19 protein-coding genes, 2 pseudogenes and 1 other annotated feature are annotated in these 24,843 nt (G+C 45.6%); of the genes and pseudogenes, 18 read left to right on the top strand and 3 right to left on the bottom strand.

The window, feature by feature from the left end; all coding sequences use genetic code 11:
• Position 1 precedes the first annotated feature (1 nt).
• The 12 genes and pseudogenes from RQP50_RS22840 (at position 2) to RQP50_RS22785 (ending at position 15,810) form a co-directional block, all read left to right on the top strand.
• A complete protein-coding gene (locus tag RQP50_RS22840; RefSeq protein WP_315746848.1) occupies positions 2-1,696 on the top strand; it encodes a M3 family oligoendopeptidase in 1,695 nt (564 codons plus the stop codon).
• 188 nt (positions 1,697-1,884) lie between these two features.
• Positions 1,885-2,181, top strand: a complete 297-nt coding sequence (locus tag RQP50_RS22835) for a DUF5316 family protein (protein ID WP_028531531.1) — start codon at positions 1,885-1,887, stop codon at positions 2,179-2,181.
• Between the two features lie 61 nt (positions 2,182-2,242).
• A complete protein-coding gene (locus tag RQP50_RS22830) occupies positions 2,243-2,794 on the top strand; it encodes a hypothetical protein (protein WP_315746847.1) in 552 nt (183 codons plus the stop codon).
• Between the two features lie 88 nt (positions 2,795-2,882).
• Positions 2,883-3,563 carry an HAD family hydrolase gene (locus RQP50_RS22825; RefSeq protein WP_315746846.1) on the top strand — a complete coding sequence of 227 codons (681 nt, stop codon included), beginning with the start codon at positions 2,883-2,885 and terminating at the stop codon, positions 3,561-3,563.
• 41 nt (positions 3,564-3,604) lie between these two features.
• Entirely contained in the window at positions 3,605-3,793 is a 189-nt protein-coding gene (locus tag RQP50_RS22820) for a hypothetical protein (RefSeq protein WP_315746845.1), read from the top strand.
• 54 nt (positions 3,794-3,847) lie between these two features.
• Positions 3,848-4,333 (top strand): 8-oxo-dGTP diphosphatase, encoded by a 486-nt coding sequence (locus RQP50_RS22815; RefSeq protein ID WP_315746844.1) that lies wholly within the window; start codon positions 3,848-3,850, stop codon positions 4,331-4,333.
• A 289-nt stretch (positions 4,334-4,622) separates the two neighbouring features.
• A complete protein-coding gene (locus RQP50_RS22810) occupies positions 4,623-5,324 on the top strand; it encodes a hypothetical protein (protein ID WP_315746843.1) in 702 nt (233 codons plus the stop codon).
• A 25-nt stretch (positions 5,325-5,349) separates the two neighbouring features.
• Positions 5,350-5,847: a DinB family protein gene (locus RQP50_RS22805; protein ID WP_315746842.1), complete on the top strand. Its 498-nt coding sequence runs from the start codon at positions 5,350-5,352 to the stop codon at positions 5,845-5,847.
• A gap of 37 nt (positions 5,848-5,884) precedes the next feature.
• Positions 5,885-6,703, top strand: a complete 819-nt coding sequence (locus RQP50_RS22800; protein WP_315746841.1) for a class I SAM-dependent methyltransferase — start codon at positions 5,885-5,887, stop codon at positions 6,701-6,703.
• 173 nt (positions 6,704-6,876) lie between these two features.
• On the top strand, positions 6,877-13,350 hold the full coding sequence (locus tag RQP50_RS22795; RefSeq protein ID WP_315746840.1) for a S8 family serine peptidase: 6,474 nt from the start codon (positions 6,877-6,879) through the stop codon (positions 13,348-13,350).
• Between the two features lie 207 nt (positions 13,351-13,557).
• Positions 13,558-13,846 (top strand) — a binding site (T-box leader).
• A 71-nt stretch (positions 13,847-13,917) separates the two neighbouring features.
• A pseudogene (gene brnQ, locus RQP50_RS22790) lies at positions 13,918-15,210 on the top strand (branched-chain amino acid transport system II carrier protein); the annotation flags it as partial.
• Between the two features lie 192 nt (positions 15,211-15,402).
• Positions 15,403-15,810, top strand: a complete 408-nt coding sequence (locus tag RQP50_RS22785; protein WP_315746838.1) for a 3-hydroxyacyl-ACP dehydratase FabZ family protein — start codon at positions 15,403-15,405, stop codon at positions 15,808-15,810.
• Between the two features lie 113 nt (positions 15,811-15,923).
• Here the strand turns inward: RQP50_RS22785 and RQP50_RS22780 are convergent, their stop codons facing one another.
• Both RQP50_RS22780 and RQP50_RS22775 read right to left on the bottom strand, forming a co-directional pair.
• The gene (locus RQP50_RS22780) at positions 15,924-17,273 is read right to left on the bottom strand and encodes a lytic polysaccharide monooxygenase (RefSeq protein ID WP_268624795.1); all 1,350 of its coding nucleotides are present in this window, start codon (positions 17,271-17,273) and stop codon (positions 15,924-15,926) included.
• A 535-nt stretch (positions 17,274-17,808) separates the two neighbouring features.
• The gene (locus RQP50_RS22775) at positions 17,809-18,237 is read right to left on the bottom strand and encodes a VOC family protein (protein ID WP_021255069.1); all 429 of its coding nucleotides are present in this window, start codon (positions 18,235-18,237) and stop codon (positions 17,809-17,811) included.
• Between the two features lie 391 nt (positions 18,238-18,628).
• Here RQP50_RS22775 and RQP50_RS22770 point away from each other — a divergent pair, with 391 nt between their 5' ends.
• Complete coding sequence (locus RQP50_RS22770) at positions 18,629-19,099, top strand: SRPBCC family protein (RefSeq protein WP_315746837.1); 471 nt, start codon at positions 18,629-18,631, stop codon at positions 19,097-19,099.
• A gap of 48 nt (positions 19,100-19,147) precedes the next feature.
• On the opposite strand, the gene RQP50_RS22765 is transcribed toward RQP50_RS22770, so the two are convergent.
• The gene (locus RQP50_RS22765) at positions 19,148-19,768 is read right to left on the bottom strand and encodes a TetR/AcrR family transcriptional regulator (RefSeq protein ID WP_315746836.1); all 621 of its coding nucleotides are present in this window, start codon (positions 19,766-19,768) and stop codon (positions 19,148-19,150) included.
• A gap of 181 nt (positions 19,769-19,949) precedes the next feature.
• On the opposite strand from RQP50_RS22765, the gene RQP50_RS22760 reads away from it, so the two are divergent.
• The 5 genes and pseudogenes from RQP50_RS22760 to RQP50_RS22745 all read left to right on the top strand — a co-directional run bounded on the left by RQP50_RS22760 (position 19,950) and on the right by RQP50_RS22745 (position 24,650).
• The gene (locus RQP50_RS22760; RefSeq protein WP_315746835.1) at positions 19,950-21,167 is read left to right on the top strand and encodes a metal-dependent hydrolase family protein; all 1,218 of its coding nucleotides are present in this window, start codon (positions 19,950-19,952) and stop codon (positions 21,165-21,167) included.
• A gap of 180 nt (positions 21,168-21,347) precedes the next feature.
• Positions 21,348-22,682: a protoporphyrinogen/coproporphyrinogen oxidase gene (locus RQP50_RS22755; protein ID WP_315746834.1), complete on the top strand. Its 1,335-nt coding sequence runs from the start codon at positions 21,348-21,350 to the stop codon at positions 22,680-22,682.
• A 14-nt stretch (positions 22,683-22,696) separates the two neighbouring features.
• Positions 22,697-23,308: a TetR/AcrR family transcriptional regulator gene (locus RQP50_RS22750; protein ID WP_315746833.1), complete on the top strand. Its 612-nt coding sequence runs from the start codon at positions 22,697-22,699 to the stop codon at positions 23,306-23,308.
• A 20-nt stretch (positions 23,309-23,328) separates the two neighbouring features.
• Positions 23,329-23,505 (top strand): annotated as a pseudogene (locus RQP50_RS29400) (DUF7002 family protein); the annotation flags it as partial.
• Positions 23,506-24,035: 530 nt separating this feature from the next.
• The gene (locus tag RQP50_RS22745; RefSeq protein ID WP_072729887.1) at positions 24,036-24,650 is read left to right on the top strand and encodes a class I SAM-dependent methyltransferase; all 615 of its coding nucleotides are present in this window, start codon (positions 24,036-24,038) and stop codon (positions 24,648-24,650) included.
• Positions 24,651-24,843: the final 193 nt, after the last annotated feature.

The following is a 24,843-nucleotide window of genomic DNA, read 5'->3' as shown; positions in this document are numbered from 1 at the left end:
GATGAAGTTTAGTGAATACGCATATGTTCGACCGGATGCGAAACAAATTGAACACCAAATGAAACGACTGATCAGTTCCTTTGAAGCTGCAGACAGCTTCGAGCAGCAGGATGACATCATGTCTGACATTAACAAGCTTCGCAATGAATTCGATACACAGGTGCAATTGGTATCTATTCGCCATTCGATCGATACGAATGATGAATTCTACAAAGCCGAGCAGGAATACATGGACGAGGTAGTTCCAGTAATCCAAGAATACATAACAGACTACTATCGGGCGCTCGTGAATTCGAAGTTCAGACCAGAACTTGAACAGAAATGGGGCATTCAGCTGTTCCAGTTGGCTGAGAAAATGCTCAAGACGTTCAGCCCTGAAATAATTAAAGACTTGCAGCTGGAGAACAAGCTGTCATCCGAACATTCTCAATTGATCGCTTCTGCCAAAATCCCATTCGAAGGAGAAGAGCGTACACTGGCACAATTGACACCATTCGAGCTGTCTACAGATCGTGACATGCGTAAGCGTGCATCTGAGGCGAGGTTCGGATTCATGGCGGAAAACGAAGCGAAGTTCGATCGCATTTATGATGATCTGGTGAAAGTACGTACGAAAATTGCAAAAAAGCTTGGCTACGAGAATTTTGTTCAGCTTGGATATGACCGGATGTGCCGTACGGATTATGATGCGAACATGGTCGCGAATTTCAGAGCACAGGTGCTGGAACATATCGTGCCAGCTGCAATGAAGCTGATAGAGCGCCAACGCAAGCGGATCGGCGTTGATCAAATGTACTACTATGACGAATCCTTCAAATTCAAGACAGGCAATGCAGCACCGAAGGGCGATCCAGAATGGATCGTTGAGAACGGAGCGAAGATGTATCAAGAACTGTCTCCGGAGATGAACGAGTTCTTCACTTTTATGTGTGAGAACGAGCTGATGGATCTTGTGAGCAAGAAGGGTAAGCAAAGCGGCGGTTATTGCACATTCTTAAGTGAGTTTGGCGCGCCGTTTATCTTCTCCAACTTCAATGGTACGTCTCATGATATCGACGTATTGACACACGAAGCGGGCCATGCGTTCCAAGTGTACGAGAGTCGTCATTTCGAGGTTCCGGAATATAACTGGCCAACTTATGAAGCGGGAGAAATTCATTCGATGAGCATGGAATTCTTCACATGGCCTTGGATGGAGCTGTTCTTCCAAGAAGATACAGAGAAGTATAAGTTCGCTCATTTGGCGGGCGGATTGCAGTTCATTCCACACGGTGTATCTGGGGATGAGTTCCAGCATTTCGTATACAGCAATCCTGAAGCAACACCTGCAGAGCGCAAGACTGCTTGGCGCGACATCGAGAAGAAGTACTTGCCGCACAGAGACTATGAAGGTAATGATTACTTGGAGCGCGGCGGATTCTGGCAGAAGCAAGGCCATATATATCAATCGCCATTCTACTATATCGATTACACCTTGGCACAATTGTGTGCATTCCAATTCTGGAAGCGCATGAATGAAGATTGGAAGTCCGCTTGGGCAGACTATCTGAAGTTGTGCCGTGCAGGTGGAAGTCAATCCTTCACAGGTTTGGTACAAGTAGCGGGACTGATCTCACCATTCGAAGATGGCTGTATTGCTTCAGTGATCGGGGACATTGAGAACTGGTTGAACAAGGTTGACGATACTGCCTTGTAAGCCTTCAATTGAAGTAGTAATGAAGGCCACAAGCGAAATAGTACTTGTGGTCTTTGCATTCGGAGCAGATGGAGTAACAGTGGAAGAGGATTGGGAATTACAGGGTTCGTAATCGTGTGCGGTCGTGTATAATATAGCTGTGAAAGTTATTGAGCGATAACTGGATTGGTTGAGGAAGGAGGGATAGCATGAAGATGAAGTGGCTAGGCATCGCGTGTGGGAGCTGTCTGCTCCTAACACTTATTTTAATAAGTGTAGCTAGCCTAACCACAGCTGGCAAATGGCTAGGCCTCTCAGCTGCAATCCTGATTGGAATAGGCGCCTTATTATTTGGCGTGTTTGCCGATCCGAATCAGGCACGATATATCCACCATACGAGCAGTAAGGACGAGCGGCAGAACCGTGAACGGTGGGGAACCTTGTTTCTAATCATGTCCACCCCATTTATTGTGCTATCTCTGATTTTATTAGCAATTAGCCAATAGCTTGGGTACGAACTTTCGGTATCAGAAATCATGGATTAACTAGTCAACAGGAGATTCAATCATGCACTTTGTATTGTTACTTGTAGCAGGGCTTTTTGCCATTTTTTTAGTGTCTAGCATCATTCGGCAAGATTATCGTAATATCGTATTTCAATCTATTGTTCTCTCGGTAATGCTTCTGCTGTATATCGTATTCCGCAAGGATCAGAAGCGGAGTAATGAATTCGTGATTTGGTTGTACTTGAATCGTGAGCAGCTTCGACAAGAAGGAACCAACTATGAACAATGTCTAATTGATCACGAATCCGAATTCGTGCAGTATGAGGTCTGTCTATCCTTCGGGATATTCAGCTATCGAACGAAAACGGGCTATTATGTGAAGGGTTATCATCTGACACCGCTTCTGAATATGGCCTTCAGTCTTTATACCTTCGTATTTGGCTGGTGGGCGCTCCCATCTGGGCCTATCAATACGGTGCGTGCACTAGGTTTTAATCTGTTAGCCAAGCCGAAGAAGTTGGAAGAAGTACTGACCGAGATTGAGGTAGAAGTGAACGATGTACTGCGTAAGGAAGAACAGAAGAGGATGAAAAAGCAGTCTCGCATGTCGTAGGAAGAATGTGTGTTTGACAACCAACAATAACGACAACAATTCTGTGCATGTTGCTGTGGCATCTGCATGGTAGAAGGAGCGGATTCGAATGATTAAAGCAGTTATTTTTGATTTTGATGGCTTGATTGTCGATACGGAAACAGCATGGTATGAGTCGTATAAACAGGTAAGTGCTGCATACGGAGTAGACTTGAAAATAGAAGTATGGGGACAGTGTGTCGGTGCTTCCTTCGAGCACTTTGATCCTTTGGATTATATAGTAGAACATGCAAATCGTCCGATAGATCGAGATGAATTCAAGCGGGAGGCGGATGCGCAGTTCGCGATTATCATGGAAGGGAAGAGCTTGAGACCTGGAGTTGAAATGTATCTAGCCGAAGCGAAGCGTACTGGACTACGTATCGGACTTGCATCTAGCTCGAACCGTGTGTGGGTTGAATCCTATTTGAATAAGTTTAATATTCGCTCATATTTTGAAGTTGTGAACACGTCGGATGATGTGGAACGCATCAAGCCTGCTCCGGATTTATATGAGAAGACGCTGCGTGAACTTGATGTTAAAGGCACGGAAGCGGTTGCGTTTGAAGATTCGATGCACGGCATGATCGCAGCCAAAGCAGCGGGAGCTTACTGTGTGGTCGTACCGAACAATGTTACCTCGCATATGGAATTCACAGGCAGTGATGGACGATTAAGCTCGATGGCGGAGAAGGAATTGAATGCTGTACTCGCAAGTGTTGCATCAAGCCCTCAAACTGAGTCTGTCTAATAACGAAGTAACTTGCTTCTGGTGAATTGGAGGATATTGATTTGTCATTTGTATGGGAGAACATAGTTGGAGGAATTCTGTTTCTGCTTGTTCTAGTCGCATTGATTGTCGGAGCGGTGCTTCTAATTGTTCGTTCTAAGAAGCGTGCCTCTCAATTGCATGTCAGAATCGAAAAGTTGGAACATCAGGTGAATGAACTACAAGGTCATCTCGCCAATAAACAAAGATAATAACGACGATCGGAGCTCTAATGATTTGTTCTACATGGAAGTTGGGGGATAGAAATGACTGCATCGAATGAAATTACATATGGAATGTATACGATGTGTATGGTACAGGATGGAGATCAAGTACTCTTGATGAATCGTCCTGACAGTAAGGGCTTTCCTGGATATTTGGCTCCGGGAGGCAAGGTCGAATTTCCAGAAAGTCTGACAGAAGGAGCAATTCGAGAAGTCTATGAGGAGACAGGTCTGCGAGTGAGTGGACTGATTTATAAGGGCTTGGACGAATATGTTGTTCCTTCTACGAATTATCGGTACATGGTATTCAATTATTTGGCTACCTCCTATGAGGGAGAATTGTTGAAGAATCCTCCTGAGGGGGAATTGGGGTGGGTGCCAATTGAGGCAGCGTTGGAATTGCCAATGCAGTCCTGGTTCAAACGTAAGTTTTCTTTGTTTTTTAAGGAAGGGACATTTGAGATATCCGTAGTATGGAATGAAGAGGAGAAGCAAGCGATAGAAGAGAAGATTGCCTTGCTTGTATGAGGAAGAGGACATTCGATCGAGTAGGAAATCGAGTAGGAATGTGAACTCGTATCATGTAGCTATCGCAGAAAACGCCGGGATTGCCTGGCGTTTTTTTTGTGTGTTTGTATCGAAATCATGTCATGCATGCCCTCTGCATGATCCGACATTCTTGTTGAAGAGGGAACGCAGCACTCATTGTATCTTAATGAGAATTATAAAGATTGCACATTAGTAATTGGTGTGGTTAAATATGGTATTAAAGATGGAGTTGTAGGTTATTATCGCATTTTTTAGGAGGATCGATATCGTGTCCTTGCTTACAATTCTTGCGGAACTGGGGCTGCGCATACTTCTTAGAACAACAGCGCCTCTAAGCTGTTCAGAAGAAGAAACGAGGGAATACAAGCGGGCATATCAGGAAGCGCTTGATGGGGATGGCATCGTGCGGATTGCTCCTTCTTATTCAAAAGAACGGTTTGTACGTTACATCGCTGCTGCGGAGAACGTGCTGCTACACGGGTCGAATCATCCAGAAATCGATGAGCTGCTTACGAAGCAGCAAACGTTGTACAACGGGATCATGACCGAGGCGGTTTTTGCGACTAGTGATGGAATTTGGGCCATGTTCTATGCCGTGCTCGACCGCGTGAAGCTGAAGATCAATTTTCGCAATGGATGTGTAATTAGCTTACGGAATAAGAGATTTTATTTTTTCTCTTTAACAAGAGAAACGTTTGAAGACACCAACCACCCGTGGAGGAGTGGGACGATTTATTTGCTGTCCAAGGATACGTTCAACGGCCCCGAACAGAAAGCTGCCGCGTTCGATGAATGGACCAGTTGCACTTCAGTAAAGCCGCTCGCTCGCATTCATGTCGAGCCGTCAGACTTTATATTCTTAGATCATGTAGCCGCGCATAAGAGCACAGAATCTGCCGCATGGACCTGGTTGTTATACAAATGGAGATCGCGCGCTCGTAAGCGAATGCAATCGACGCCCCAAGTATAAATATAGTGTTTGGAGGAGAAAGAAAATGAACAGGAAAGAAATATTGCTCGATCAATTTCTCGTCTGCACCTTAGAAAAAGGCTGGTTCGCTCCGTTATTCACATCGTTGGAAGGCTTGTCCGCAACACAGGCGCTATGGAAGCCGAATGATCAGGTTCACTCGATATGGGAGATTGTCGAACATTTGCTCTTCTGGCAAGAACGCTACTTGCTTCGCTTTCAGCAAAAACTAGTCCCTGATCTGACAATGGAAAATGAAGAAACCTTTAGATTGGGTAAGTCTGATAGAACCGAGGAGGATTGGTCAGAGCTGCTGCAACGGTTCGCTTCTGTTCTTGATCAGTGGAAGCAGGAATTGACTTCGTCCACCGAGTGCAAGTTGGAAGAGTCTGTACGGCCTGGTTCCGATGAACCTTGGGAATCGACGCTCATCAATATGAATGCTCATATTGCCTATCACGCCGGACAGATTGTTTATTTGCGCAAGCTGCAAGGAATATGGGACTCACAATTAGGGGCTTAATCATACATCATGGTTTGGGATAAAAGGAGGGGTTAAGATGCAGCAAGAAATCGTTGATTATTACACAGGATTTGACGAGTGGGGAAGATTGGAGAGGGAGAGCTTAGAATTTTGCATCAATTGGCATTACATGAAGCGGTATCTTCCATCACAAGGGGAGGTTCTGGATAATGGTGCCGGACCTGGGCGGTACGCGATGGAATTGGCTCGCTCTGGTTATCAGGTCACCTTAACTGATCTAACACCTGCCTCTGTTGATTTTGCTGAGAATAAGGCTGCTGAGCTTGATCTTACTGCACAATTTCGCGGATTCTATGCCGCAGACGCTAGGAAACTGCATATGCTACCGAATGAACAATATGATGCAGCTCTCATGTTAGGGCCATTGTATCATTTGCAGGAGGAAGAGGAGCGGGCAGCCGCCGCAGAAGAATTATACCGTGTAACAAAACCGGGAGGTATCGTCTTTGTTGCATTCCGACCACGCCTTGTACACACCCTTCTCTCTCTTAAGTTTCCACAGAATTGGAAGCCGCTTGATAACGTAGAGGCATTACAAGATTTTTTACATACCGGAATATTTAATCATGCAGATAAAGGCAGATTTACGGGCGCATATTTTTACAAGGTGGAAGAGATTATGCCATTCATGCGTGAACATGGATTTGAAGGAATCCAGTTGATCAGCTCCTCTGGGCTTGGAGGAAATTTGACACCGGAGCAGTGGCAATATTGGTCGAGCCGTGGCGAACAAGAGCTCGAGGGACTCTATCAGTTGCTATATGATACTGCTGCCGATCCTTCGCTGCTAGGAACAGGAACCCATTTGTTATACATCGGCAAGAAAGTCCGATAGCGAACATTCTACAATTTACTCGACAATTCGATGACTCAGTATCGAGGCGAACGCCGCGAAGCTGGGTCTTTTTTGGTATATAGACATGACGAAATGACCACATTTTCCTGGGGATGCAACAATTTGCAACAAATTTTGCATTAATACAAAACTATTGTAAGAGGGAAACAAATATGATAGATTACAAGATGTCCCAAAAAAAGAGGAAGTTGAACCGACATGCTAGATTGAGAGATAACGAGGAGGAACTGATTTTGCAGGTGAAATCATGGTTGAAAAGTTGGATTGCATCATTACTCGTATGTATTCTAGTCCTTACATCGCCGGCGTTTACGTATGCCGCTGTTGGTACATCAGTTGATTCATCCGCGTCTACTGTACGGTCTAATACAGCGATGGCGTACGATGGGAAAGTTATGGATTCGAAGCCATCGGACGGTGGTCACCAAGTTATCGATCCCAAGCTGTTGCAAGCTTTTCAGTCTGACGGGGTTGAGACGTACATCATCAAGTTAAAGGAACAGCCGGATATGAAAGCCATCTCACAGCATGCGCTGCAATGGTCTAAGCAGAAGGGAGAATCATCAGCGAAGCAGACACGCACGGTGCGCAACTTCATTGTGAACTCGCTAATGAGCACGGCAGACCAGTCGCAATCAGGCATTATTCAGCAGCTCCGTCAAATGGAGTCCGCTGGGGATGTGCGTGAATTCCATCCGTATTACATTGTGAATGCGATTGCGGTAACCAGTACGAAGGCGGCCATGGAGAAGCTCGCAGCCCGTGATGAAATCGAGAAGATTCTGCCAAACCATACATATACGCTTCAATCTGAAATCGTGTCGAAGTCGAAGCTAACGGGAGCACAATCTGCTGCTGGCAATCAAGAAGTTCCGTGGAACTTGCGCAATATTAACGCAGCTCAGGCGTGGGAGCTTGGCTTCGATGGAACAGGCGTTGTGGTTGCCAACATGGACTCCGGTGTAGATGGAACCCATCCGGCACTGCAGCATAAATGGAGAGGTCTGAATCAAAATGGTGACATTGTGGACCCAGAGCTAAGCTGGTTCGACGCCACAATCGAGAGGAAGAAGCTGCCTACGGATGGAAGCGGTCATGGTACGCACGTTATGGGCACAATGGTAGGCTCTGAGAAGGATGGCAGCAACAAGATTGGGGTAGCCCCCAATGCGAAGTGGATAGCGGCTCGTGTGTTCGATTCGAATGGACAAACGACAGATGCAGATCTCATTAAGGCGGGGGAGTGGATTCTTGCACCTACGGACAAGCACGGAGTGAAGCATCCCGAACTTGCGCCCGATGTCGTGAATAATTCATGGGGGAACGTACCTGCTGGCAAGAATGAGTTCTTCCAAGATATCGTGAAGGCATGGATCGCAGCCGATATCTTCCCGGCATTCTCAGCAGGAAATACGCATCCTCCGGAGAACAATGGCGGTCCAGGCTCTATTGCAGCACCGGGCAATTACCCTGAATCATTCGCCACGGGTGCGGTTGACATGAACAACAAGCTGGCAGATTTCTCGCTGCAAGGGCCGACGCCATATGGACAAATGAAGCCGGAAGTATCTGCTCCAGGTGTACATATTCGTTCAGCGGTACCAGGCGGACAATATGCGCTCATGAACGGCACCTCGATGGCAAGTCCGCATACAGCAGGCGTGGCTGCACTGATTAAGCAGGCAAATCGCAGCTTAAAGGTGAAGGATATAGCGGAAATAGTAACAACCACTACGGACGCATTAACCGACGATGATTTCCCGCAATCGCCGAATAATGGCTATGGCTCAGGCCTTATTAATGCACTCAATGCCGTGTCAACCCAGAACACAGGGCTGGGAAAGGCTGTTGGTCAGGTGACGATCGATGGGGTGAATGCGGGGACTCCGACGATTGAACATGAGCCTATTGTATTGACGTTCAATATATTGGACAAGGACATATTTGCACGTGTGAAGGACGATGTCAGTGTAACGGATGTGAACCTTTATGTCCGTGAGAAGGGGACTACCGGCTGGAGTAAGCACGCGCTGCTTCGAACTTCCGGAAGTCATATGAATGGTTTATATGAGGGCGCTATCCCTGTTCAAGAGCTGTCGTTGAATGGTATTGAATATTATATAGAAGCAGTAAATTTCGCAGGCAGCTCGTCCAAGACAGACATCTATCCCATAACGGTATCGAAGGGAGTCAAGGTTGGTTATACGCAAGATTTCGAAACCTCAATAGAAGGATTTGGATTCGGAGATGCATCAGGCGTATGGCAATGGGGCGTTCCAACAAGCGGCCCGAAAAAAGCATTCTCTGGCACCAAAGTAATGGCAACCGTTCTGGATGGCAATTACCCGAATGGAACTAACAGCTATGTAGAAATGCCTGTGATTGACTTGACGGATACGAAACACGCTGTTTTATCCTTTGCTCATTGGTATAAGCTTGGCGATTGGTGGAGCGCTTCCTTTGATCGGGCAGAAGTGTTTATCGGCAGCAAGAAATCGAACTTCACGTTCGAACGGGTAAAAACCTTTACGATGCGCAACACCACGTGGACAACCGAATATATCGACTTGTCCCCATATGCAGGGGATCAAATCTACGTTGTATTCAATTTACGAGGAGACTTTGGCAGTGACGAGGGCTGGTACATCGATGATATTAAAATCCAAGCCCCAGATTCGACAATTCCGCTTCCCCCTAAAATTAAGACTAGGAGCAACGCACCAGGCAAAGTCATTCTTGATTTTGATAAGGCGCCTTCGGGGACATTGAAGGAATATGTCATTTATCGTACGAAGGATTTGAGTGGGAATTGGGACGAGATTGGCACAAGCTCTGGCTATAACTTTGCCGATCTGCCTGCCCCTCAGAAGGGGACGTATTATTACAAGGTAAAGGCGCAAACTGTCAGTCATACGATGAGTTCAGACTCGGATATTGTATCTTGGACATTTACGGGCGGCAGTGAAATCTTCAGTGATGATTTCGAAGGCAATAATAAGGGCTGGACTGTTGAAGGGAAAGGAAACGAATGGGAGCATGGTGTTCCGCATCCGACTCGTGGGCCGCAAAAGGCAGTTTCGGGCAAGAATGTATGGGGCACGAACTTGAATGGCCCTTATGGCGGCGATGTGAATGAGAGCCTTATATCGCCTGAAATCGATTTAACACAGGTGAAGCATGCGACGTTGTATTTCCAACAATGGTACGATATTGATGATGGAGATAAGGCAACAGTTGAGATAAGCAAGGATCAGGGAGCGACATGGAAACCGCTCGCTGAATATCCGAAGCAGGGGTATGATACGAATCATCCACGTAGGTTCTGGTATTTGGAAGAGCTTGGACTTGATACTTACATGGGAGAGAAGATCAAATTACGCTTCCGATTCGAGAGCAAGCAGCCATCGATCCAGTTCGGTTGGTACATTGATGATGTGGAGGTTAGGGAGACCCCTCCGGTGATGACAAGACCGAAGACATCTTCTACTCAGGCGGCTGCCGGACAAGCAGGGAAAGCAAATGATGACACGCAGGGAGCAAGGGATGAACTCTTTACCTTAGAAATGTTGAAATCAGCGAAGCGTGATCATGCCGCGAAGCCGGATGAGCAACTGCAGACCGTGATGCAGCAGTCAAATACGGGCCGGATGCCGATAATGGCGGACATCAGCGTCGTGCAATCGCAGCGGGCAACACGCTCTGATTCAGGAACCGGAGGCTATACACTGAAGCATCCGCCTGGTGCATATACGCTGCAAGTGGAGGCTTATGGTTATAAGACGGAGCAGCGACCGATTGTCATCGAGCAAAATAAAGATACGGTGATGAATGTTCATTTACAGCCATTGGCGAAAGGCAAGGTTACCGGTAAGATAGCGGATCGTGCTACAGGGTTGCCGGTGAAGCATGCGACAATCAGATTATTAAATGATGTTCGTGTTGAACCAGTTGAAACAAATGAAGAGGGACAATTTGAACTCGAAGCCTACGAAGGTGACTATCAACTATCGGTATCCGCATTGAATTACTTATCGGTTCAAGACAACATTAAGATCACAGGTAACGATACGACTCATGTTTCTTATACGCTTCATAGCTTCCAAGGATCAGCTGATGAAATCTATTACGATGATGGCGTGGCTGATAATGCCAAGGCATTCTTTGTAACTGGAAATGGGTTTGCAGTTCGTATGACAACGGACGGACCTGCACAAGTAACCGGTGCAAGATTCTTCTTCTGGGATCAAGGCTGGCCGAATCCTGGCGGGGAGAAATTTAAGTATGCCATCTATGATGCCAGCGGCCCTGATGGCCTTCCAGGCAAGATGGTGGCCGGTCCGTATGAAGGCAAGGCAATGCTGGATGGTTCGTGGACAGATGTAATGATACCGAATCCGATTATTGTCAACGGTGATTTCTATGTAGCCTACATTCAGGATGGTGTCATGCCGAATGTACCAGGATTGTCGATGACGAAGCTTGGCAATTTTTCAGGGCGTTCATGGAAATTGGATCGCGGTTCGTGGAAGAAGATAGGGAACAGCGATGGCAATTACATGATACGGGCTAAGGTTACAAAGATTGTGGAAGAACCGGTGATTACTGAACCAGTGTCAGGCAGCACAGTTACAGATGCTCATATTTTTGTGAAAGGAATATATCCAACCGATGGAACGACGATTCACTTATATCGTCAAGACGTTCGTGTCGGAACTGGAACGGTGCAGCAAGGACAATTTGCGATATCAGCTGAATTGGAGCGTGGAGCGAATAAGTTGTATGCAGTCGCAGAAACGAATGGACAAGCGACAAGCAAGTCGGCCACGATTACGATCAACTATCAGGCACCTGTACAAAATGGGGATATTACATCGATCGCTGTACATCCGCGAGATGTGTCCCTGAAGGCGGGGGAACAGTCGACGCTGACTGTAACAGCGGCCGTATACGAGAATGGCAACCTCCTACCGATGCCAATAACAGAAGGCTTGATATTTACTTCGTCAGACAGTCGAATTGCCGAGGTAGATCAAGCTGGTCGTGTTACAGGCATGAGTGAAGGGGTGTCGGTCGTTCAGGTAACCTACCAACAGTGGAGTGATCAAGCAACGATAACCGTGCATCGCGGGGACGATGGAAGGGAGCCTGAACTCCAAGGCATTACAGTGTACCCTGATAAGCTTGCAATACATGTGGGAGATTCAGCACCACTGTCTGTTGCAGCGATCGTATATGAAGATGGAGAAGTTAAATTATCGCCAATTACAGAGCCGTTGCAGTTCCATTCCTCAGATGAGCAAGTTGCCAAGGTAGATGATAAGGGACGGGTAACAGGTTGGAACGAAGGCACGGCAACAATTACAGTTGGATATAAAGATAAACAAGCAGAAGCAACCGTTACGGTGCGTAAGAAAAATGTTAATCCATATGAGCCTCCTATTTCTTCAGGCGGGGGATCATCCAGTTCGCCCGTAACAATTCCTGAGAAGGATAAGCGGATACCGGTTATTGCTAATAACCGAACGATTGGGTATCTGGTAGAGCAGCCAGCTTCTGCGACAGGTTCTAAATCTGCTAAGGTATCCCTCTTGGAACAATGGCTGAGTGAGCAGCTTACGCGTAAAGCTAGTACAGCTGTTGAGATGGATCTTACTAATGTACGTTTCGAGGATTATACTCACGTATCGATCACTTTCCATGCAGCGATGATGAAGCAGCTTCTGGCTTCTGGGAAGGAACTGCATATTCGTTCAGCAGCATATGAATTGAAGATACCAACGGCCTCCTTGGCGGATTATGCTGCGGCAGAACAGTTTAAGCTGCTTGTATCCGTCAAGAAGGGTTCGGAGCGTCAGGCAGGAACAGGGGAAGGTGCTAGTGGCGACCAGGGAAATCTCGTATCCAGCCTTGTTGCCATTCATAACGAGAGCGGCAAATTGACTCAGCCAGTTATCCTCTTGCTTCGAGGGGACGCTTCGAAAGTGAGGGATTTGCGCAAGACAGCTATGTATCGGATAAATGCACAGGGGACATGGAGTGTTGCAGGAATGGCAACTCATAATGCGGAAGGACTTGCTTTGACTGTTGAACAGACGGGAACATATGCGTTGTATGAGAACGCTCCAAGCTTTGCGGATTTGGCAAATCACTGGGGCAAAGATGCAATTGAAGTACTGGCAGCACAGCAAATTGTAAATGGAACGGGTAAGGGACTCTACACGCCGAATGCAATTATCTCTCGGTCACATTTCCTCATGATGCTCGATCGGTTGCCACATCATGCAGGCACAGAAGCTGCCATGAAGAAGAATGAAAGATTCGTGAATGAGGTTATGGACGGTGTTGGTAAGTCGGCAGTTAAGGCAGATAAAGAGCCGTTTACACGTGCTGAAATGGTAGCTTTGCTTGCTCAGAAGACTGCGAAAGTAATGCCAACCATCGCGAAGTCCCATTTTACAGATACGGATCATCTAGACCAGGCGAATCAAGCTGCTATTGCTTTTACAGTAGAGCAGGGCTGGATTCAAGGGATCGGTAACGGACGATTTGGAAGCGATCAGACTCCGACTCGTGCGCAAGCAGCAATGCTCATCTATCGATATTTGAAGTCTATGAACCAATTATAGGTGCACGGCAATACGAAGTGATGTCTAATTACAAGTAAGAATTCCAGCAAATCCGTCCGCAACAATTGGGCGGATTTTGCTCTGTTTATCGAATAAGAAGAACTAGAATTAATTGTAAATGTGTACATGATCATTCGTTACTGTGATATATTGTACATTGACATCGAGATCAGGCTCATGTGACAATAGAAAACAACTTGAAGAATGAAAACTTCAACGAAGAGAACGAGTAAGCTATGAATGCCGATCTACAGAGAGTTGGTGAAGTGCTGCAAGCCAACGTTCGGCGCATAACTGAACATCATCTCTGAGAAGCGTGGCCGAACGAGAGTAAGTAAGCTGCGCCGGAATATCCACCGTTATTCGGATATCGCAGCAAGTGTGGCTGCGAAGAGAGCTGCATGGAGCAGGAGAGATAGATGCATTGGCAATTGCGAATGTCTATCATCAGGCTGCATGAATATGGGTGGTAACGCGGATAGAATCCGTCCCTTTCGAGGGACGGTTTTTTTGTTGTATGGGGATGCTGCTGTAGAAATGTACTAGACGTCTAGGGGGAACAGAAAGATGAAGTCATTGCCGAGAAGCCACGTGTTTTTCGTGGGACTTATGCTATTTTCGCTATTTTTCGGAGCGGGGAATCTAATATTCCCGCCAATTTTAGGACAACAGGCGGGAGACAGCTTCATATATGCCATATCAGGGTTTATCCTGACTGGTGTTGGGCTGCCATTGTTAACGGTAATTGCGATTGCACTATCCGGACGAGATATGCAGCACTTAGCAAGTAGAGTACATCCTAAGTTTGGGATCTTGTTTGCGGTTGTTGTCTACTTGTCCATTGGGCCATCCATGGGAATACCGCGGGTTGCTAACGTTGCATTTGAAATGGGGGTACGCTCTTTTGTACCTGAGTCACTGCAATCAAGCAGTTGGGTTTTGTTCGTGTACACACTCGTCTTTTTCTGTGTTGTTTATTGGTTATGTCTAAATCCATCCAAGCTCGTAGTGCGGGTTGGCAATATCCTAACACCATTGCTGCTGATTTCGATTACGATATTATTCATTGCTGCCATGATGGGGCCGCTCGGCGAAGCACAGCCTGCTATCAAGGAATATGCGGTTTCACCAGGATTCAAAGGGTTTATGGAAGGCTACCTAACAATGGATACGATAGCAGCATTGGCCTTCGGCATTATTGTTATTAATGCCATTCGTGATCAAGGAGTCCAAGACAAGCGAACGATTACAAGAGCGGCTATACAAGCAGCCATCATCGCAGGTGTTGGACTGTCCTTGGTTTATGCAGCACTCGGGTTTTTGGGAGTTACAAGTGTGACTGGACTCGGTTATGCGGCAAATGGAGGACAGCTGCTAACGCAAATCGTACAGCAGTTGTTCGGGGAAGCTGGATTAATATTGCTGGCTGCCATTGTCACGCTTGCTTGTCTTACGACCTGCATCGGATTGGTGTCCGCATGCAGTCAGTATTTCTCAACACTACTTGGCCGATTTACTTACAACCAAATTGCATTTATCATTTGCGTGCTGGGGTTATTGGTGGCGAATCTAGGCTTGAATAAGATCATTTCGATTTCAATCCCAATTTTGCTTATCATTTATCCCGTATCCATTGTATTGATCATTTTATCACTGTCACATCGCTTGTTCGGCGGTCGTCAATCGGTATATGTCGGTGCACTGGTCGGTACGTTCATCATCAGTATATTCGACGGATTGAAGCAAGCTGATATTCAGTTCGACACGATTCTGTCGTGGTTGAAGATGCTCCCGTTGTACAATCAGGGAATTGGCTGGTTGGTTCCGGCCATTGTCGGAGGGGTTATTGGTTATTTACTTGGTCTTATCTGGCCGGAAAGCAAACGGTTTTTTTACAAAGTAACAAGAAGATTCAAGACTTATTTCAAAAAGAAGTAAAATGAATGAGAAGCTAAGTGGCTGGAATTACGTGGAAATAGCTTCTTTACAGCAACATCCTTATATGAAATAATTAGTGAAAACATAGATGAATGATATCTAGGAGCTGATACGTTGAACATTCAAGAAGTGATGGATATATTGCCGCATCGTTACCCATTTCTCATGATTGATCGCGTCACTCAGATTGAACCGGGTACGTCCGCGAACGGATATAAACTCATTTCTCACAATGAATGGTTTATGTCGGGTGCGTCAACTTTCATGCCGGATTCGCTTATTATTGAAGCACTTGCCCAGCTAGGAGCTTTTACAGCTGTCCAGAGTCAGCAGGGTAGTCTTGGCTTCTTATCTGCATTGAAAGGTGTGGAATCAATGGGGAGCGCATATGCAGGGGACAAGCTAGAGCTCAGCTATGAAGTACTGCGGAGCAAAAAGGGATTCACAATTGGCAAAGGCGAGGCTTCAGTGGACGGACGTGTCATTCTAAGAGCAGATGAGATCATGATTTATACCGCTTGATGAGATGAAGGATTATTATCTAAATCGCAATCAATAAAGAAGAGTCGTCCGGGGAATTACATGGACGACTCTTCTTGTTATTTGGAAGGGGGAAATATCTTATATCTTGTATCTTATTTAACAGCCCATAATGCTGGAACGTTAGTAGGCTCCCAGCCAGCTAATGATGTGTGCGGCTGGAGGCACTCGTATACCGTGCCATTGTAAGTAACTTTGTCGCCCACTGCATAGGATTTATTTTCTACCCAAGCAGCTACTGCAGGTGCATCAGCAGTTGTAGCGGATACTGCATTGCTGTCTGCAGAGACATTCCCAGCAGCGTCAAATGCACGGACAGTGAATGTGTACGCTGTCTTCGGGCTGAGGCCAGTAACCACATAGTCTGTTGTTGTGCCGGATACAGTTGCAACTAATGTCGTTCCACGATAAACGCGGTAGCCAGCAACGCCAACATTATCAGTGGAAGGGCTCCACATCAGGGATACCGACGTAGATGTCGGTGTACCCATTACATGCAAGCCAGTTGGTGCAGTTGGAGCGTCATTATCAACAGGTACTGTAGGTGTGGTAACGCTTACTACATTGCTAGCAGCTGATTGATTGCCAGCAGCATCTACCGCTTTCACACTAAATGTATATGCAGTATTGGATGTGAGACCGCTTACAGTATACGTAAGTGTGGATCCCGATACGTTGCCAACAAGGGAGTTGCCATTGTACACGTTGTAACCGGTTACACCAACGTTATCACTAGAAGCATCCCATTTCAAGGACACGCTTGTTGCTGTTGTTGCAGTCACTGCCAGGTTAGCAGGTGCAGTAGGAGCTTGGTTGTCGCCAGGGTTCGTTCCGCTAAAGTTCACGTCGAGTACATTGTAGAATGCGTTTGGAGTATCTGCAATTTCCCACACTGCAAGGATAACATGATAGCCAGTGCGAGCTGGTACATTACAAGTATCCGAATACGTCGATGGAGGACGTACGCCACCATAATTAACGGAGCAGAATGGTGTTAGATCGAAGGAGTCGCGTGTCAGCTTTGCATTAGGATTCCAATTTTCTTTTGTAATATAGTATTTCCAGCTTGATGTTGCATGAGCTGCAGTTAGTTTCCAATTGAACGTGTTTTGTCCAGCATTAATGTTGACTTTAGTCCAGCGAGTTGCGGATTGCTCATCCAGTTCAGGAAAGGCTCCGTTAGCGCTTGCAATTTTGCCGTCAGCAGGTCCAGCATTAGGAAACCCCTTCGGTGCTTCCAAGCTTTGTGGCTCGTACTGAATCGCTCCGCAGTTTGTATTCTGACCCGATTTACACAATGCAGCTCTGCTGGCAGGGCCTTCGATATAACCATGTCCAAACGCTTTATCAGCAAAGAGCACCATACAGATAACCGTTACGAGCATTGCACCAAGACCGACAAGCAACTTCGTTGTTATTGGGTTGGAAAGACGCAGTTGATTCACACTATCAACCTCCTAAGAATAATGGGATGTCATGAAAACAATTCAAATGAAATGTTAAACCCTTTAAACTTAAAGTCAGCCTCCTTTCCATATGAAGTTGTCAAAATAAAAGAGTGGAGCTCCTAGATGACGCTATGGATACAGCTTCTAGCAACTCTATTATATAAACTCGGAAGAGTTCATATACAAAGCAACATACTTAGTCCCAAAATGAAGGAATCGTGGACATTGTCCAGCAAGCGAGTGGATTCATGAACAGGTATTCGTGGTCGAATTATAGAAGAAAATGCTGTTGAAATGTTATAGTTGTTGTTTGCTTTTATCATACTTGAAAGTGTGACCAACGTGTGAACGAAATATTTTAATTAGATCGCGCATGCCATTATAAAAATTAATTAAACCGCATTAACTTTCAGGTTGTACTTTGGAACGGGATAAGGTCATTATGGTTCATAAACAAGGAAGAAGGATGTAGCCATCCTTCGTAATCGAAGTGGCGTACATCCTTTTATCATGTAGTGTTTGTTGGTTGTATTTAACTTGAAAAGTCGCCATTATCGTGATTGATTTGCCACTGAATACCGAATTTATCCGTCAAATTACCGTAGGCTTTGCTCCAAAACGTTTCTTGGAGCTCCATGCCAACTTGTCCACCTTCCTTGAGCTTGTTGAAGATGGATGTCAATTTATCGACATCTGTGTCAACAATAGAAAGAGTGATATTAGTGCCTGCTTGGTATGGCATGCCCGGAAATACATCAGAAAACATCACGATCGTTCCTTGAATGTTCAGTCTTGCGTGCATGACCAAATGTTTGGCCTCCTCGGGAAGAGGATGGGATGGATCTGACGGTGTGTCCCCGAATGTCATAATATGAGGCTTGTCTAGCCCGAACACTTCGGCGTAGTACTCGACTACCTCACGGCAGTTGCCGTTGAAGTTGAGATATGGATGGATGGACATGGTTGGCTTCACTCCTTAGCAGTTGTTGGTTCTGAAGTCTAACGGTTCTTTTGCATACTAGCATTATTGTCGTTTCACGATTCATTATACATGGAAGTGAAATTCAATAATATTAAATTTTATCTATATTTTTTACTATCCATAGAGTTATAGAGTAGGCATGTTATTGCAGGAGATTGTTTGCAAGAGAAAGAGAAAGAGAAAGAGAAAGAATATGGATGATCCCGGAGGGTTTGAGTCGCGGCTTAGTGCGAATAATCGAATGTTGACTAGTATAGGGTTGGATCGGATCGCGCTAAGATGAAGTACTGAAGGGTTCTTTGAGGGATGGAATGGGAAAGATATATGAGACGGGTAACTAACACGGGAATAAGAAAGGATGGATTCCATAATGACAGAACCGATTGCAATCCCTGATCTTTCATTAAGACCTTATCAGCTCACAGTGGAACGAGAGATGGAGACTTCTCCAGCCGTTCTATACAAAGCATGGACACGATGGTTCGATCGCTGGTTCGCGGAGCCAGGAACCGTAATGATGATGGGTGAGGTGAATACGGTTTTTTATTTTGAAACAGTATACCGACCTGACACGAAGCATGAGGCTCAGCGGCATCCGCATTACGGGAGATTTCTCCGTCTCGAACAGGATAGGCTAGTTGAACTTACATGGGTGACGGGGAGTGGGGGGACAAAGGGAGCTGAGACTGTCGTTACCGTAACATTGCTTCCCTCTGCAGAAGGAACGAAGCTCCGCCTAACGCATGCTGGATTTCCAGATGAGGCATCCAAGAATCAGCATGAGCAAGCATGGCCAATGGTGCTGGAACAGCTTGATAACCGGATGAAGATTGCTGAATAAGTAATTGCTACATCAATCAAAATGGGAAGTATGACACGTTTTTGCGTGTCATACTTGGATGCCTGCAGCGCTATACATTCCGTTACGCATAATTTGCGTGAGCTGCTTGGCCATATAATCTGCGGAGAACGGCAACTCCTGATCCAGCCATGCCTTGATGACCATCATATAAGCCCCTGCAGAGTAATTGATGAGAAACGCGTCATGAACTTTCAATTTAGAGGGATCAGATTGGAGCAGGGTAAGATCTTTACTCATATTCTCCTTAATCATCTCGATCGTAGTCCACATAAACCCCGGAACGTGCTCCAGCATGACTTTATAAAAATCGCGGTTTCGATCAATATGCTGGAACAACCTAATGAACTTTGGCGTTGGATCATAAGTGGAATGTTCCTGTTTACCTTTGAACTGCTCTGCGGATGCTGGATGCAATTCGACATCCTCCATCGCTTGCTTCATCATTTCTTGAATGCTTTGCTGCAGAAGGTCTTGCTTATCCTGGAAATGATAATAAAAAGTAGAGCGATTCATGTCGGCCCTCGCAATAATGTCCTGTACGGTTAAAGCTTCCAAGCCCTTCTCGGCGATTAGGGTGATGAATGCTTCCTTTATGATGCGTCGTGTTCGCTTTATTCTTCGATCTTCTGTTTTCTGTGAATTGGACATATTCGTCTCCTCTGTAGAAAATATTGAAATCTATCAGACAAGTGATCTGAACCCGTACGTTTTCCGACAAAATCTATCATATTGATGGTGGTAGATTATCGTTTCAATTTTATAATAATCCTTAAGATTCATTTTATCCAACACTATGTCGGAAAATTTTTCGTAGGGAGGAGATGTACCAATGTCAGCGATTTTCTTCAAAGGCGGAACCTTGATTGATGGAAAAGGCAGATATATAGAGGACGCAGGCGTATTGGTTCAACAGGATGTTATCGTTCAAGCAGGAAAAGCCTCAGAAATTACGGTAGCAGCCGAGGCACGTGTGGAGGAGCTTGACGGTAAGATTATTATGCCGGGGCTGATTGATGCTCACCTGCATTTAGTTGGTGCAAGAACACCTAATATGGTTGCGGCCTCGATTACCCCATCAGAAATCCTGATGGGGCGGGCGCTGAATGATACGAAGAAAATGATCAACGCTGGCGTTACGAGTGTTAGGGATGTCGGAAGCCATATTGCGGTGCATGTGCGCAACCTTATCAAAGAGGGTGAATTCGACGGGCCGCGAATTAAGACCTCCTATCAAATGCTGAGCCAAACCGGAGGGCATGGCGATTTACATATGCTTCCTCCCCAATTTAACAAATATGGACATATATGCGACGGCATAGCAGAATGCAGCAAGGCAGCGCGGACGATGTTCCGCCAGGGGGCGGACTTTATCAAGGTTTGTGCATCAGGAGGGGTATTGTCTGAAAAGGATGACCCCCGTTCGCCGCAATTTACGATTGACGAGCTGAAAGCGATCGTGTATGAGGCGGAAGCGGCAGGTTCATACGTCGCAGCACATGCCCAGAGCACGGTAGGCATTAAGAATGCGCTCATAGCAGGCGTCAAAACAATTGAGCATGGGGTGCTTATTGATGACGAAGGAATCGAGCTCATGCTCAAAGCGGATGCCATACTTGTTCCAACGATGACGATTACGCATTTAATCGTTACACACGGATCGCGCATGGGATTGCCTGAAGCATCGCTGCAAAAAGCCATATTGTTGAATAATGTGCATAATCAAAATATGCAAAAGGCATATCGGGCTGGGGTCAAGATTGCAATGGGCACAGATCTGATGGGCGTGCCTCCGATTGAACATGGACAGCATGCTATGGAATTGAGCCTGCTAGTGAGTGAGATTGGACTGTGCCCAATGGAAGCCATCATCGCTGCGACCAGAACGGCCGCGGAGGCATGCGCGATGCAGGATTCCATTGGTACGATTGAGGCAGGCAAACAGGCGGATCTGTTGATTGTCTCCCATAATCCACTTCACAATATTAAGGTGCTTGAGGATTGCGCGAATATTGAGCAAGTTTATGTGGGGGGCAAGCGATTAAAGTAAGGAACAACGGAAATAAGTATTCATTATTTCTCGTCCTTTATTGTTGAGGCTGACAATTCGGGGCGAGATTTTTATTGCATATGGGGATGAAAAAGAAAAAAGAATTGAACTCCTTTGGGATTTATTGTTATACTTCAATTAATTAAATGAACATTTAATTAATTGAAGCGAGGGATATGGATGAGCAAAATCGCAGTTATCGGTGCAGGGATCAGCGGATTAGGTGCAGCATATCATTTGCAAAAAAAAGGGCACTGTGTAACGGTATTCGAACAGTCCAACTCTGTTGGCGGACGAATGCACACAAGTCGCAAGGCCGGATATGTTTGGGATAACGGTGCTCAATTTATGGTTGATTCTTACCGGTATATGAAGGAATTGATGAAAGAGCTTGGTATGAGTGAAGATGTGACTTATGTCAATCCGATTCAAGCGATGGCGATTGGCAATCAACAGATTTATCGATTTCAATCGGGGAATCCCTTTAGTTTTTTTCGCCATCCGAAGTTGAATGCCCGTGCGAAGATAGCTGCCGTGAAGGTGTTGTACAACGCATATAAATATCGGAATGAAATAGACTTTCACGATTCATCTCGCCTATGCTCGCTGGATGATGGCCGTGATCTGTCGTGGTGGAGAAGCGAGGCAACGGATGCTCTTGTCGACTGGGTGCTTAGTGTCCCAACTTCCACCTTGTTTTTCTGGAACGAACAAGACACATCTTGGCATGCCCCCTTATTATCCTTGCGCGATGCGCGCAGCACTTGGTCGATATATACGCCAAATGGGGGAATGGGGAGAGTTCCCGAAGCGTTGAGCCGGCTTGTTTCGGTTCAACTTGGTGCGTCAGTCACCGCAGTTGAATCTACCGATATTTCAAGCATCCGAGTTTCAATAGAAGGGAAAGAGGCTCACACTTGCGAATATTTCGATAGAGCCATCATCTCCGTCCCTGCACCTGCTGCATTGCGAATGATCGCGAATCCAGAGCTGGAACTGGGAAAGGAACGCACGGATTTTCTAAAGAATACGCGATACACGACAAACGTAACGACGATTATCGGATACGAAAAAGCGCCAGAACAGCAAGCATATGGATTTGCCGTGCCTTCTGTGCTGAACTCGGATCTAGCTGCGATCGGGTGGGATCACTTGAAGGGGCCAAACAGGGCGCCATCAGGTCAAGGTATTGCGGTTGCGATGCCGACTCATTCCTATAGTCAAGCGAATTGGTCGAAGGCGGATCAAGAAATCGAAAATGATGTGAAAAGAATGGTTGGACAATTTTATCCGATTCAGGATACTCGTCTTATGTTCACGCATATCCAACGATGGAGGCATGCGATGCCGATTCAATATCCAGGTTGGGCTCGATCGCGTGACAAAGCGCTGAAGGCCATACGGCCAGAGAATCCAAAGCTGTTTGTCTGCGGCGATTATTGGGCGGGCCCGACGACAGAACATGCCTTGTATTCTGGATACCAGGCAGCAGAGGAAGTATTGGACAGCTTTTAGAAAGGAGCAAGCAGATGGCGCGTAGAGCCGGAATTACGGTATCAAGAGATGATCTATTAGATGCTGCCTTATTGAAGTTTGCGCAATTAGGATTTGAAGGAACGAAGGTAGGCGGCATTGCGGAACAAGCAGGAATTACGCCGGGAGCTTTATACTTTCATTTTAAAAGCAAGGAGGATTTATTTCATTCGTTAGTTGAACGAGAATTTGCCAAAACAGTCATAAGTCCTCCCGCCGCTAACCTGTCGCTTAGAGAAATGTTAATTTACGCCGGAAGTCAGCTCGTTGACATGTTTCGGAGCAATCCTCCTTTTACAAAAATCATTTTCATTGAAGGGATCAAAAACCCGCAGATTGCTGCTCCATTCTATCGTCAATTGCTGCGTCAGACTGGTATATTGGAAGCGGAACTAAGGAGACATTTCCGCATTGGCGAAAATGATGGATCCGCTATTCTCCACTATGCCTCCCGTTTTTTTCTAGGAGCGGTGGGATGGGCAGAGATGGCGCTGGAGCTATTCGCAGGAAGACAGCAGGAACAGGTGGAAGACAGCCAGATGATTGAGTTGTACGTAGATATTTTCCTGAAAGGCTTGGAAGGGATTGTTCCGCCGAGCAGCCAATAATTTGAAGACAGCAATTCAGAGCATGTTTGGATCGGCATGTATTCTTTTGGCCCACGGCGAGAGATTGCTTCAAGATGCTGGATATATACACAAGCCGTGAGCCATCTGAGGCATTTGCTGTCTTACAATGTAATGCGTATTCTTTGAATTATGAATTGAGGGATGTGTGCATAACGTGTCCAAGCATTTACGTTTGATTTATATAGAAGAGATTCAAGCAGTTCCAAGTTGCTGGAGTAAGTTGACTCAGCCATTCATGAGTCTGAAGTGACAGTACTGGGAAGTAGTATACGACCTAGAAAATTAAGAATGAGGGGATTTACCAAGCTTCCATTTTAAATAAAATTGTGCCACGCTGAATAGTGCATTTTGGGTAATTAGCAGGTAAAAAGCAAAACCGATCACAGATAGTGTATATGTTAAACGTAAACATGTAAAGAGTTTTTTACATTTAGAGGCGACTTGGAGCTGTGCTTGCATCGCAGGCCGCTTTCTTGTGAATGTAAAAGCGCTATAAGATTGACATGATCTGGATTGCATACTAGTATGAAGAAAGACTACTATATTTGTTTAACTTCATTAATACTTCCCTGCATATCTACGACTATCAAACTCAACAAGACATACTCTCCATTTGTTTGAATTTGTTTGCTTTTCTTATCGAACAACACCTATGATGCGACGCAAAAGTTAACAATCAACTATCTGACGCGTGGGAGGAAACAACATGGAAAAAGTAACAATTCCGGATTTCTTAGAAAGCAATCAGCAGCAATGGGACGAGGAATACAAGTCGAACGCATGGGATTATTTGTCGGATATTACGGAATATGCTCGATATTCGGTGGTGTATGGTTACATTCGGAAATTTATTGGAACAGAAGGGATTCTGGATATGGGCTGCGGGACAGGCATCTTGTTCGATATGCTTCTCGACAGCGAGAAACAAGGGTATACAGGGATTGATCTGTCACAAGAAGCCATTAAAGTCGCATCGGCCAAATCCTCATTGAATCAGTTCCACTGTGGTGACATTAATCATTATGTGCCTGCAAAGAAATATGATGTGATCGTATTTAATGAATCGCTGCATTATGTGCCCAATACGCCGCAGAAGCTGCTGGACTACTCGAATTATCTAACCCCACATGGTGTCATTATCTCATCTCTGTATTCACATAAAAACAAAGAAGATCTCGCCTATATGATGATCGAGAATAAAGTAACGGAAATGGATCAATGCAAGGATTTTGAGGTGATGGACAAGGTCAGTGTGTTCAATCATCATGCAGAGTTGAAATGGTATGTCCATTTGTTAAAGCGGAAACATACAGATTTATAAACAAGGAACTAAGGAAAATCGTATACAGATATATATAATGAAGGAACCGTTTTGCGTCCATAATCTGGGCTGCCGCAGACGGTTCTTTTTTATTGGGTGATGAAAGAGTGATTTTGTCGTTATTTCACCTTATTTGTCGGCACCATTTGTCGATGAGGGAACTGTGGATCACCTTTACATAGCACAGCAATTT

Source organism: Paenibacillus suaedae, assembly GCF_032337355.1.
In the GTDB taxonomy this organism is placed as follows: Bacteria; Bacillota; Bacilli; order Paenibacillales; family Paenibacillaceae; genus Paenibacillus_B; species Paenibacillus_B suaedae.
The sequence above is the reverse complement of the archived record's forward strand: the minus strand, read 5'-3'. Positions and strand labels throughout refer to the sequence as shown.

Excerpts from the sequence above, each read along its gene's own strand:
- RQP50_RS22825 (WP_315746846.1), top strand. The coding sequence starts at position 2,883 with ATGATTAAAGCAGTTATTTTTGATTTTGATGGCTTGATTGTCGATACG.
- RQP50_RS22800 (WP_315746841.1), top strand. The coding sequence starts at position 5,885 with ATGCAGCAAGAAATCGTTGATTATTACACAGGATTTGACGAGTGGGGA.
- RQP50_RS22755 (WP_315746834.1), top strand. The coding sequence starts at position 21,348 with ATGAGCAAAATCGCAGTTATCGGTGCAGGGATCAGCGGATTAGGTGCA.
- RQP50_RS22840 (WP_315746848.1), top strand. The coding sequence starts at position 2 with ATGAAGTTTAGTGAATACGCATATGTTCGACCGGATGCGAAACAAATT.
- RQP50_RS22775 (WP_021255069.1), bottom strand. The coding sequence starts at position 18,237 with ATGTCCATCCATCCATATCTCAACTTCAACGGCAACTGCCGTGAGGTA.
- RQP50_RS22835 (WP_028531531.1), top strand. The coding sequence starts at position 1,885 with ATGAAGATGAAGTGGCTAGGCATCGCGTGTGGGAGCTGTCTGCTCCTA.
- RQP50_RS22745 (WP_072729887.1), top strand. The coding sequence starts at position 24,036 with ATGGAAAAAGTAACAATTCCGGATTTCTTAGAAAGCAATCAGCAGCAA.
- RQP50_RS22750 (WP_315746833.1), top strand. The coding sequence starts at position 22,697 with ATGGCGCGTAGAGCCGGAATTACGGTATCAAGAGATGATCTATTAGAT.
- RQP50_RS22765 (WP_315746836.1), bottom strand. The coding sequence starts at position 19,768 with ATGTCCAATTCACAGAAAACAGAAGATCGAAGAATAAAGCGAACACGA.
- RQP50_RS22760 (WP_315746835.1), top strand. The coding sequence starts at position 19,950 with ATGTCAGCGATTTTCTTCAAAGGCGGAACCTTGATTGATGGAAAAGGC.
- RQP50_RS22795 (WP_315746840.1), top strand. The coding sequence starts at position 6,877 with ATGATAGATTACAAGATGTCCCAAAAAAAGAGGAAGTTGAACCGACAT.
- RQP50_RS22805 (WP_315746842.1), top strand. The coding sequence starts at position 5,350 with ATGAACAGGAAAGAAATATTGCTCGATCAATTTCTCGTCTGCACCTTA.
- RQP50_RS22770 (WP_315746837.1), top strand. The coding sequence starts at position 18,629 with ATGACAGAACCGATTGCAATCCCTGATCTTTCATTAAGACCTTATCAG.
- RQP50_RS22830 (WP_315746847.1), top strand. The coding sequence starts at position 2,243 with ATGCACTTTGTATTGTTACTTGTAGCAGGGCTTTTTGCCATTTTTTTA.
- RQP50_RS22815 (WP_315746844.1), top strand. The coding sequence starts at position 3,848 with ATGACTGCATCGAATGAAATTACATATGGAATGTATACGATGTGTATG.